Source organism: Streptomyces sp. CLV115, assembly GCF_038448545.1.
GTDB lineage: Bacteria > Actinomycetota > Actinomycetes > Streptomycetales > Streptomycetaceae > Streptomyces > Streptomyces sanglieri.
This window is the reverse complement of the sequence record NZ_JBCEWQ010000225.1, coordinates 1-10,208: the sequence shown is the minus strand read 5'-3', so window position 1 is coordinate 10,208 and position 10,208 is coordinate 1. Positions and strand designations below refer to the sequence as shown.

Below are 10,208 nucleotides of genomic sequence, written 5' to 3'. Positions count from 1 at the left end.
GTCGCTGACCGCCGCGGTCAGCGACACCGAGGCCGCGGTCCTGCTCGACCACCGGATGCGCGACGCCTTCCTCGCGGGCGTACGGACCCGGGCCGAACTCCCCGGCGTCCAGGCCCCGGTCACCCCCGGCGCGGGCGGCGACCACACCGTCTCGGCCGGCTTCCTCACCGTCCCGGCGCGGCTGCTCGCCGCCGAGGGCCCGCACGACGAGCTCCTGGATGAGTGCTTCGGCCCGGTCACCGTGGTCGCCCGATACACCTCGCACGACGAGGTCACCGCCGTGCTCTCCCGGCTCCCCGGCAACCTCACCGCCACCCTCCAGACCGCCACGGACGGCGCCGACGCCGACGCCCCCGGACTGCTCGCGGCCCTCACCCCGCTGGCCGGCCGGGTCCTCGTCAACGGCTGGCCGACCGGCGTCGCCGTCGCCCCCGCCCAGCACCACGGCGGCCCCTACCCGGCCACCACCTCCACCTCCACCTCGGTCGGCGCCACCGCGGTCGAACGCTGGCTGCGCCCGGTCACCTACCAGACCACCCCCGAGGCCCTGCTCCCGCCGGAGCTGCGCGAGGACAACCCCCAGGGCCTTCCCCGCCGGGTGGACGGCCGCCGCGCATGACCCCGCACCTGCCCGAACTCCCTTTCGAGCTCAGCCCGTTCGGGCCCGAGGGCGGCTGGACGTACGAGGACGGCGTACTGACCGGCAGGGCGGGCGCCCGCCAGGACCGGTTCGTACCGCCGGGCGGCGCCTGTCTCGACCCCGCGAGCGACGCCCCCCGGCTGCTCGGTGCCGCGCCCCGGGGCGACTTCCAGCTGATCGCCCGGGTCCGGGTCGGCTTCGCGGCCGCCTTCGACGCCGGGGTGCTCTACCTGCACGTCGGGGAACGGGAGTGGGCCAAGCTCTGCCTGGAGCTCTCCCCGGACCGCCCCACCGTCTGCACGGTCGTCACCCGGGGCCGCTCCGACGACGTCAACTCCTTCACCGTGGACGCCGGCAGCTGCTGGCTGCGCCTGAGCCGCACGGGCGACGCGTTCGCCTTCCACGCCTCCGCCGACGGCGAGAAGTGGACCTTCGTCCGCGTCTTCGCCCTGGGCGACCCGGAGCGCGCGTCCGACGCCTCGGTCGGCTTCCTGGTCCAGTCACCGACGGGCGAGGGCTGCGAGGCGTCCTTCGACCGGATCGCGTTCCGCACGACGGGTCCGGACGACCTGCGGGACGGAAGCTGATGACCGCCCGGGCGGGGGAGACGTTCGAGACCGGCCGCGCGGTGTCCGACATCGAGGCGCTGCTCGCCGGTCCCGTGCCCGCCACGGGCCCGACGGCCGGCGAGGGGGAGCCGGACACCGGGGAGTGGTCCGCGACCGCCGGCGAGGGCTTCCGGATCGTGCCGCTCTGGGAGAGCGACGACCTCGTGGGTGTGTACGAGCGCGAGTGGGAGGAGGCCGAGGAGGCCGCCACCGGACATCTCGCCGATCTGGTGGGCGAGCTGGACCGCAGGTGGGGCGCCCACCGGACGGCGGGCATGCAGGTGCCGGTCTTCCGCGACCTCGCGGGAGAGCCCCTGCCCCCGCTGTACCGGGCGCTGTGCGACACGGACTGCCTCGGGGACCTGAGGGTCTGGGGACCGGTGGACGGCCGGTGGGTCGCGGTCTCCCTCAACCAGTGCGACGGCGACGCGCCGATGATCCTGGTCGCGGTGGTCGCCGACCGGCCGATCGTCGAGCTCGACGACGACGGGGAGTGACAGCGGGGAGAGCCACGGGCCGGGCAGCCGGCACGCGCCGGGCCCGGCCCGGGCCCGGTCCGTTGGATGCAACGGCCCGGCGATCTCCCGCGGCCCGTCCGGAGCGATCCGGCTCCGCGCCCGCATCGCGGACAGCGCGTACCCGGCTCACCGCACGGGGCACCGTCCCAAGGGGTCAGCTGCCGTTTCCGCCGCCGTCGTTGTTGTTCTTCCGGCCGCCCACCGCGGCGGAGATGATCCATGCCGCCAGCGCGACGAGGAAGAACACGACGATGATGGTCGGGAGCGCTGACTTCACGACTGGGTTCTCCTATGGGATGTGTGGCAGATTCTGCCCGAACTACGCCGTGGATCGGGCGAGTCGAAGGCGTCGAGAGCTTCCTCGTGGTCGCCGCGCCCGGGGCAGGAGTGACAGGTCCCTCTCAAGACCGACCGGATCCTACGCGGCTGTGACGACCCCCACCAGTGGTGGCGCCGACGCACCTGACGCAGGGTGTCCGCCGGGCGGGGAATGTGGAAGTCCGCTCCCGCGTTGTCGACGGGAGCGGAGGACGGCTCCGCCCCTGGTACGTACGAGAACAGCGGTACGTACGAGAACAGCGGTACGTACGAGGACACGGAGAGAAGAAGAGACATGCGCGTCGAGATCTGGAGCGACATAGCCTGCCCCTGGTGCTACATCGGGAAGGCCCGCTTCGAGAAGGGCCTGGCGGGATTCGCCCACCGCGACCAGGTCGAGGTCGTGCACCGGTCCTTCGAGCTCGACCCCGGCCGCGCCAAGGGGGACACCGCGCAGGTCGTCGACATGCTGGCGCAGAAGTACGGGCGCACCCGCGAAGAGGCGCAGGCCATGGAGGCGAACGTCGCGGCCAACGCGCAGGCCGAGGGGCTCGGCTACCTCACCGAGGGCCGTGACCACGGCAACACCTTCGACATCCACCGGCTGCTCCACCTGGCCAAGGCCCGAGGCCGCCAGGACGAGTTGCTCGGCCTTGCTTACCGGGCGAACTTCGCCGAGGAGCGGTCCGTCTACGACGGCGGCGTGCTGGTCGAGCTGGCCGTCGAGGCCGGGCTCGACGCCGACGAGGCGCGCGCCGTTCTCGCCGACCCCGAGGCATACGCGGCCGAGGTGCGGGCCGACGAGCGGGAGGCGTCCGAGCTGGGCGCCAACGCGGTGCCGTTCTTCGTGCTCGACCGGCGTTACGGCATCTCCGGCGGCCAGCCCGCCGAGGTCTTCGCCCAGGCGCTGGAGCAGGCGTGGAAGGACCGTCCGCTCACCGCGATCGGCGGCGACGCGGCGGCGTGCGACGCCGACGGCGCCTGCGAGGTCCCGCAGGCCGGCGGCAACGCCTGAGGCCCGTACCCGGGCCGTGCGCAAACGGCGCCGTCCCGGCGCCCTGCGCGAAACGGCACCCTGCGCAACACGGTGCCCTGCGTGGAACAGCGCCGGCCCGGGGCCATGCACAAGCGGTGCTCGGGTGTTCCCCTCAACTTTTCGTGATTGACCGCGAGGTGAGGGGGCCCCAGGCTGGGCGCATGGAGACTACTTCGCTCAGCAGTGCGGTGGACGCCGAGTTCGCACCGGGGACGACCTACCTCAACACCTCCACCTGCGGGCTGCTGCCCCGGCGGACCGTGGCGGCCGTGCGGGCGCTCGCCGAGGCGATCGGCTCGGGAGGCCGGGCCGATTCCGGCGACTTCGAGGCGGTGGAGGCGGCCCGGTCCGGCTTCGCCCGGCTGTCCGGGGTCGACGCCGACCGGGTCGCCGTCGGCAGCTCGGTCTCCGTGCATGTCGGGCTGGTCGCCGCCGCGCTGCCGCCGGGGGCCGAAGTCCTGGCGCCCGAGGGCGAGTTCAGCTCCGTCGTCAGTCCCTTCGCGGTCCGCGGCGACCTCAGGATGCGGTACGCCCCGCTGGACCGGCTGGCCGACGCGGTGGGGCCGGACACCGCGCTCGTCGCCCTGTCCTCCGTTCAGTCGTCCAACGGGCGGATCGCCGATCTGAAGGCGGTGCGGGCGGCGGCCGGTGCCCATGGTGCCCGGACGCTGCTCGACACCACCCAGTCGGCCGGCTGGCTGCCGCTGGACGCCGGGGAGTACGACTACACCGTCACCGGCGGGTTCAAGTTCCTGCTCTCCCCGCGCGGTGCGTCGTTCCTCACCGTCACCGAGGAGGCGCAGCGGACCCTGCCGCCGCTCTTCGCCGGCATGTACGCCGCCGCCGACCCCTGGAACAGCACGTACGGTCCGGTCGGGCAGCTCTCCGGGACCGCGCGCCGCTACGACGAACCGCCTGCCTTCCTCTCGTACCACGGTGCCGAGCAGTCCCTCGCGCTGCTGAACGAGGTCGGTGTGGACGCCGTGCACACCCACGCGACCGGGCTCGCCGCCCGCATGCGGGCCGGGCTGGCCGGGCTCGGGCACGAGGCGGTGCCGGGGGAGTCGGCGATCGTGGCCGTGCCCGGACTGGGCGCGCGGGAGCCGGAGCTCGCGCGGGCCGGGGTGGTGGTCGCGAACCGGGCGGGCAGCCTGCGCGCCGCCTTCCACCTGTACAACACGCAGGCGGATGTGGACCGGGTGCTGGACGTGCTCGCCCGCTGACCGCACCCGCCGGAGCGGGTCAGCAGGGGCCGGGGCAGTCCCCGGCCCCGGCCTCCCGGCAGAGGTTCGCCTCGACCTTGGCGAGCAGCCGGATCAGCTCCTCGCGTTCGGCGGGTTCGAGACCGGCGAGGGTGTGGTCCTCCAGGTCCGTCCAGGCCCGCCGCACGTCGGAGTGCAGCGCGCAGCTGTCGTCGGTGGCCTCGACCAGGACGGCCCGCCGGTCGTCCGGGTCGGGGCGGCGGCGCACATGCCCGGTCTGTTCGAGGCGCTGGAGCATCTTGGTGACGGTGGAGGGGTCGAGGTCGACGGCCTTGATCAGCTCGGCCTGGCGCATCGCACCGGCATCCCACAGGCACATCATCAGGAACTCCTGGCCCGGATAGAGCCCGAGCCGCTTGAGCAGCTTGCCCGCGGCGATCCGGTGCAGCCGGGCGACCCGGGCCAGCGCATGGCTGACGGGGCCGCCGAGGGCCGCGCTCGGCAGGCCCGGACAGGCGGGGTCTGCGGGTCCGGCGGGCTCGGCCTTCATGGGGTGACTCCTCGGGACGACGCTACGGCCCCGGCTCGGATGCCGGGCTCCGGCGGCTTTCCGTCCAGTTTACATTGGTCGGCCAAGTAATGGGCTACAGTGGCGCCGGCGCAGATAATTGGCCGACCACATAAATAGTCCGGGAGTCCTCATGACCACCGCATTCGACCCGATCGACCTTTCCGGCACCAGGCTCGCCAACCGCATCGCGATGGCTCCGATGACCCGCAGCCGGGCCGGTGAGGGCGGCATCGCCACGGATCTCGTCGCCCGGTACTACGCACAGCGCGCCTCGGCGGGCCTCATCATCACGGAGGGCGTCCAGCCGTCGGCGGTGGGCCAGGGCTACCCCTCCACCCCCGGGCTGCACAGCGCGGAGCAGGTCACGTCCTGGCGCAAGGTCACCGACGCGGTGCACGCGGCGGGCGGCCGGATCTTCGCCCAGCTGATGCACGCCGGCCGGATCGGCCACCCGGACCTGCTGCCGGACGGCCTGACCCCGGTCGGCGCGTCAGCGGTCAGGCCCGCCGGACAGCTCTTCACCGGCACCGGCCTGGTGGACTTCACCACCCCGCGCGAGCTGACCGGCGACGAGGTCCGGCAGACCGTCGCCGACTTCGCGGCGGCCGCCCGCAACGCGATCGACGCCGGCTTCGACGGGGTCGAACTGCACGGCGCCAACGGCTATCTCATCCACCAGTTCCTCGCCCCCAACACCAACCTGCGCGACGACGAGTGGGGCGGCTCGGACGAGGCCCGCATCCGGTTCGCCGTCGAGGTGGTCAAGGCCGTCGCCGCCGAGATCGGCGCGGAGCGGACCGGGCTGCGGATCTCGCCCGGGAACCCGTACAACGACATCGACGAGCCCGCGCCGGACGCCGTCTACACCGCGCTGGTACGGGAGACGGAGCCGCTCGGCCTCGCCTATCTGCACGTCCTGGAGGCGGTGCGGATCCGCGAACTGACCCTCGCGCTGCGCAAGCAGTTCTCCGGCACCTTCGTCCTCAGCGCGCTGACGGACGGCCCGACCGGCCCGGACGACCACTCGGTGGTCGACGACGGGCTCGCCGACATCGTCGCGTACGGCGCCCTGTTCATAGCCAACCCGGACCTGCCGGCCCGGCTGAAGGCCGGCGGCCCGTTCAACACCCCGGACCCGTCGACGTTCTTCGGCGGGGGCGCGAAGGGGTACGTCGACTACCCGGCGCTGGACGACGCGCGGTCCTAGCCCCTGCCCTCGAAGAGCCCGCGCACGTCCTCCTGCGTCTCCGGGCCGACGTCCCCGGCGTCGAACAGGCAGCGCCACCTCAGCAGGACCGGAGGGACCACGTCCTGCTCGACCTCGGCGTGCCTCCGGCCCGGGGGGCTCATCCGGTGTTTCACCCAGCGGGCGAGTTCCTCGTCCATCGCCCGGACGAGCCCACGGGCGGCCGGGCCGTCCAGGATCTGCTGATGCTTCACGGCACCGCTTCTCGTAACACCCCGGACCGGGCCGCCCGCCGGGCCCGCCGCCCCGGGCTATTCCCGGCCGGGCTCGTCCAGCGGGGCGCTGCGCCACTTCCACGAGGTGACGCGCGGGTGGCCGGGCAGCTCGGCGCGGCCGGTGGCCCAGAGCAGTACGGCCCACCGGTCGGCGTCCTTCGGGGCGTCCGGGAACAGCCGGGCCAGCACCCGGTCGCAGATACCGGCGGGCGGGGTCCAGCCGCCGCCCGGGCCCGCGGTGATGTCGTGCGCGTGCAGCAGGGTCTCCACGACCCCCATCGCGGCGAAGCCCTCCGGGTCGGACACCCCGTAGGAGTGGTACGCGCGGAGCCCGGGCGGGGCCGTCCGCACCATCGAGGCGAGCAGCGCGCCGCACGCCTCCAACGTCCGCAGGAGCCCCGCGGTTCCGGCCGACCGGTCCGCGAAGACGGCGTTCGCCGGACCGCCCTCGCGGTCGGCGCTCCAGCGGAACGGGACGTACGCGTCCAGCGGGGGCTGTTGCAGACCCAGCTGGGCCGCGTAGGAGAAGAGATCGTCGCTCAGATGCTCGGCGGTCTCCCAGCGGGTCCACTCCAGCGTCCCCGCCGGGGCGTCCCAGCCGTCCTGCGGGCACTCCCGGAGCGCGTCGATCGCGAGACGTACCGCGGTGGTCACGTCGTCCGCCGTGACCGGCAGCCGGGCCCCGGTCAGGGCCGCCCGCTCCGCCGCACCGCACTCGACGCAGAACTCGTTGCCCTCGGGGTCGCCGAGCGTCGCCCAGCCCCGCCCGTCGGGCCTGCGGTGGTCGGCGACGAGAGTGGCGCCCAGACCGAGCAGCCGCTCGACCTCCTCGTCCCGGCTCCGGTCCTGCGGCTGGATGTCCAGGTGGACACGGTTCTTGCCGCCCTTGCGCTCCGGCACCCGGATGAAGAGCAGCGCGGCACCGGGGGCTTCGAGGAGCGCCTCGGGATCGCCGGGGGCGTCCTGGTCGGACACCGGGGTGTCCAGTACCCCGGACCAGAAGCGGGCGAGCCCGTAGGGATCGGAGCAGTCGATGGTGATGTGCCGTACGAGTGAGGTCATGGGCCCTACCTTCGCCGTCGGCCGTCGTGCCGGTCCAGCGATTTCGGGGCCCGCGGGGCGGGTCACCTCAGCGCACCGGGGTGAAGTCCCTCGCCCCGATGAACTCCGGGCGCCGCGCCGGCGCCGCGAACGGTTCCCCGGCGGCGTTGTCCACGCTGTTGAAGACGATGAAGACATTGCTGCGCGGGTACGGGGTGATGTTGTCGCCCGAGCCGTGCATGCAGTTGCAGTCGAACCAGGTCGCCGAACCCGCCCTGCCCGTGAAGAGCTTGATGCCGTGCCGGTCGGCCATCTTCGTCAGGGCCTCGTCGGACGGGGTTCCGGCGTCCTGCATCTTCAGCGACTTCTTGTAGTTGTCCCTGGGCGTCTCGCCCGCGCACCCGAGGAACGACTTGTGCGAACCGGGCATGATCATCAGCCCGCCGTTGGTGTCGTGGTTCTCGGTCAGCGCGATCGACACGGACACCGCCCGCATGTTCGGCAGCCCGTCCTCGGCGTGCCAGGTCTCGAAGTCCGAGTGCCAGTAGAACCCCGAGGCGCCGAAGCCCGGCTTGACGTTGATCCGGGACTGGTGGACGTACACGTCCGAACCGAGGATCTGCCGGGCCCGGCCCACCACCCGTTCGTCGGCGACCAGCCGGGCGAAGACCTCACTGATCCGGTGGACCTCGAAGACCGACCGCACCTTCTGCGACTTCGGCTCGATGATCGAGCGCTCGTCGGCCCGCACCGCCGGATCGGCGATCAGCCGGTCCAGTTCGCAGTGGTAGACGGCGACCTCGTCGGGGGTGATGAGCTGGTCGACGGTGAGGAAACCGTCGCGCTCGAAGCCCTGGAGGTCCTGCACCGCCACCGGGCCGGGGGCGCCGGGCGGGGACCAGATCACCGGGTCCTGGCGGGGGGTGGTCATCTCGGCCGTACCGCGTGTGGGATACAGGTCGGCGCGTACATCGGTGGTCATGGTTCAGCCCTCCTCGGTCAGCAGCGGGTAGACGCCGCTCTCGTCGTGTTCCTCCCGCCCGGTGACCGGCGGGTTGAAGACACAGACGCAGCGGAAATCGGTCTTCGGGCGCATGGTGTGCCGCTCGTGTCCGTCCAGCAGGTACATCGTGCCCGGGGTGATCCGGTACTTCTCGCCGGTCTCGTCGTCCGTGAGCTCGGCCTCGCCCTCGACGCACAGGACGGCCTCGATGTGGTTCGCGTACCACATCGAGGTCTCGGTGCCCGCGTACATCGTGGTCTCGTGGAGCGAGAAGCCCACCTTCTCCCGGGCGAGCACGATGCGCTTGCTCTCCCAGGTGCCGGAAGCGGCCTTCACATGCCGGTCGGTGTTCTCGATGTCACTGAACGATCGGACGATCACGGTGGGTCGGTGCCTTTCTCTCTGCGGTGTCCTGCGCCGTGGTGTGCACCACGGCGCAGGACTTCCGCTGTGCGGTTTCTCGTCGGGGCCCGCCCCGGCGGGCGGGCCGGGTGGTCAGGCGGTGTCGCGGACCGCGCGGGCCAGCGTGCGCAGGCCCTCGTCCAGTTCGTCGGGGGTGGCGATCAGCGGCGGCAGCAGCTTCACGACCTCGCTGCGCGGGCCGGAGGTCTCCACCAGCAGCCCCAGCTCGAAGGCGCGGGCGCAGATCGCGGCGGCGCGTGCCTCGTCCGTGAACTCCACTCCCCAGACCAGGCCCCGGCCCCGGTACCGCGCGCCGAGAGCGGTGTGCTCGTCGCAGATCGCGAGCAGCGCCTGCTCGACCTGCTCGCCCCGGGCCAGGGTCTGCTTCTCCATCTGGCCGTCCGCCCAGTAGGCGTCCAGCGCGGCGGCGGCCGTGACGAACGCCGGGTTGTTGCCGCGGAAGGTGCCGTTGTGCTCGCCCGGCCCCCAGATGTCCAGCTCCGGGTTGAACAGGCAGAGGGACATGGGCAGTCCGTATCCGCTGATGGACTTCGACAGGGTCACGATGTCGGGGACGATCCCGGCCTCCTCGAACGAGAAGAACGACCCGGTGCGTCCGCAGCCCATCTGGATGTCGTCGACGATCAGGAGCATGTCGCGGCGGTGGCACAGATCGGCCAGCGCCCGCAGCCACTCGGGGCGCGCCACATTGATGCCGCCCTCGCCCTGGACGGTCTCGACGATCACGGCGGCGGGCTTGTTGAGTCCGGAGCCCTGGTCCTCCAGGAGCCGTTCGAACCAGAGGAAGTCGGGCACCTGGCCGTCGAGGTAGTTGTCGAACGGCATCGGGGTGCCGTGCACGAGCGGGATGCCGGCGCCGGCCCGCTTGAAGGCGTTGCCGGTGACGGCGAGCGAGCCGAGCGACATGCCGTGGAAGGCGTTGGTGAACGACACGATGGACTCGCGCCCCTTCACCTTGCGGGCCAGCTTCAGCGCCGCCTCGACCGCGTTGGTGCCGGTCGGGCCGGGGAACATCACCTTGTACGGGAGATCGCGCGGGCGCAGCACGTTGTTCTGGAAGGACTCCAGGAAGGTGCGCTTGGCCGTGGTGGCCATGTCCAGGCCGTGGGTGATGCCGTCGCGCTCGATGTAGTCGATCAGCGCGCGTTTCAGCACCGGGTTGTTGTGGCCGTAGTTGAGCGACCCCGCGCCCGCGAAGAAGTCGAGGTAGCCGTGGCCGTCCTCGTCGGTCAGCCGGGCGCCCTGCGCACGGTCGAACACGGCGGGCCAGCCGCGGCAGTAACTCCGTACCTCCGACTCCAGGGTCTCGAAGACACTCAGCGCGGGCGGGGTGATGGTCACAGGGGATCTCCTGCTCAGAGGGGGGTGGGGCCGGGCGGTGCGGGCG

Annotated in this window: 12 protein-coding genes and 1 pseudogene; 6 read left to right on the top strand and 7 right to left on the bottom strand. The window is 72.5% G+C overall.

Translation table 11 applies throughout. The features are described from left to right. From AADR41_RS39205 to AADR41_RS39195, 3 genes and pseudogenes are all read left to right on the top strand, one after another. Positions 1 to 619, top strand: a pseudogene (locus AADR41_RS39205) (aldehyde dehydrogenase (NADP(+))); the annotation flags it as partial. After that, entirely contained in the window at positions 616 to 1,227 is a 612-nt protein-coding gene (locus tag AADR41_RS39200; RefSeq protein WP_342287008.1) for a DUF1349 domain-containing protein, read from the top strand. The pseudogene AADR41_RS39205 and the gene AADR41_RS39200, both read left to right, overlap by 4 nt. Further along, a complete protein-coding gene (locus tag AADR41_RS39195) occupies positions 1,227 to 1,745 on the top strand; it encodes a hypothetical protein (RefSeq protein WP_342287007.1) in 519 nt (172 codons plus the stop codon). Before AADR41_RS39200 ends, AADR41_RS39195 begins: the two co-directional genes overlap by 1 nt. A gap of 175 nt (positions 1,746 to 1,920) precedes the next feature. Here AADR41_RS39195 and AADR41_RS39190 read toward each other — a convergent pair whose 3' ends face one another. After that, positions 1,921 to 2,043: a hypothetical protein gene (locus AADR41_RS39190; protein WP_342287006.1), complete on the bottom strand. Its 123-nt coding sequence runs from the start codon at positions 2,041 to 2,043 to the stop codon at positions 1,921 to 1,923. 336 nt (positions 2,044 to 2,379) lie between these two features. Between AADR41_RS39190 and AADR41_RS39185 the strand changes: the two genes are divergently transcribed. Continuing rightward, a complete protein-coding gene (locus tag AADR41_RS39185; RefSeq protein ID WP_342287010.1) occupies positions 2,380 to 3,099 on the top strand; it encodes a DsbA family oxidoreductase in 720 nt (239 codons plus the stop codon). 182 nt (positions 3,100 to 3,281) lie between these two features. Continuing rightward, a complete protein-coding gene (locus AADR41_RS39180) occupies positions 3,282 to 4,343 on the top strand; it encodes an aminotransferase class V-fold PLP-dependent enzyme (protein WP_342287005.1) in 1,062 nt (353 codons plus the stop codon). 19 nt (positions 4,344 to 4,362) lie between these two features. Here the strand turns inward: AADR41_RS39180 and AADR41_RS39175 are convergent, their stop codons facing one another. Continuing rightward, positions 4,363 to 4,872 carry a MarR family winged helix-turn-helix transcriptional regulator gene (locus tag AADR41_RS39175; RefSeq protein ID WP_342287004.1) on the bottom strand — a complete coding sequence of 170 codons (510 nt, stop codon included), beginning with the start codon at positions 4,870 to 4,872 and terminating at the stop codon, positions 4,363 to 4,365. A 151-nt stretch (positions 4,873 to 5,023) separates the two neighbouring features. Here AADR41_RS39175 and AADR41_RS39170 point away from each other — a divergent pair, with 151 nt between their 5' ends. Beyond that, positions 5,024 to 6,100 (top strand): alkene reductase, encoded by a 1,077-nt coding sequence (locus AADR41_RS39170; RefSeq protein WP_342287003.1) that lies wholly within the window; start codon positions 5,024 to 5,026, stop codon positions 6,098 to 6,100. Here the strand turns inward: AADR41_RS39170 and AADR41_RS39165 are convergent. From AADR41_RS39165 to ectB, 5 genes are all read right to left on the bottom strand, one after another. Then, positions 6,097 to 6,333: a hypothetical protein gene (locus tag AADR41_RS39165; protein ID WP_342287002.1), complete on the bottom strand. Its 237-nt coding sequence runs from the start codon at positions 6,331 to 6,333 to the stop codon at positions 6,097 to 6,099. The two genes, AADR41_RS39170 and AADR41_RS39165, sit on opposite strands and share 4 nt — an antisense overlap. A gap of 57 nt (positions 6,334 to 6,390) precedes the next feature. Continuing rightward, the gene (locus tag AADR41_RS39160; RefSeq protein ID WP_342287001.1) at positions 6,391 to 7,416 is read right to left on the bottom strand and encodes a VOC family protein; all 1,026 of its coding nucleotides are present in this window, start codon (positions 7,414 to 7,416) and stop codon (positions 6,391 to 6,393) included. Between the two features lie 67 nt (positions 7,417 to 7,483). Next, positions 7,484 to 8,377: an ectoine hydroxylase gene (thpD, locus tag AADR41_RS39155; RefSeq protein ID WP_342287000.1), complete on the bottom strand. Its 894-nt coding sequence runs from the start codon at positions 8,375 to 8,377 to the stop codon at positions 7,484 to 7,486. 3 nt (positions 8,378 to 8,380) lie between these two features. Further along, complete coding sequence (locus AADR41_RS39150) at positions 8,381 to 8,779, bottom strand: ectoine synthase (RefSeq protein ID WP_342286998.1); 399 nt, start codon at positions 8,777 to 8,779, stop codon at positions 8,381 to 8,383. A gap of 114 nt (positions 8,780 to 8,893) precedes the next feature. Continuing rightward, a complete protein-coding gene (gene ectB, locus AADR41_RS39145; RefSeq protein WP_342286996.1) occupies positions 8,894 to 10,162 on the bottom strand; it encodes a diaminobutyrate--2-oxoglutarate transaminase in 1,269 nt (422 codons plus the stop codon). Between the last annotated feature and the right edge of the window lie 46 nt (positions 10,163 to 10,208).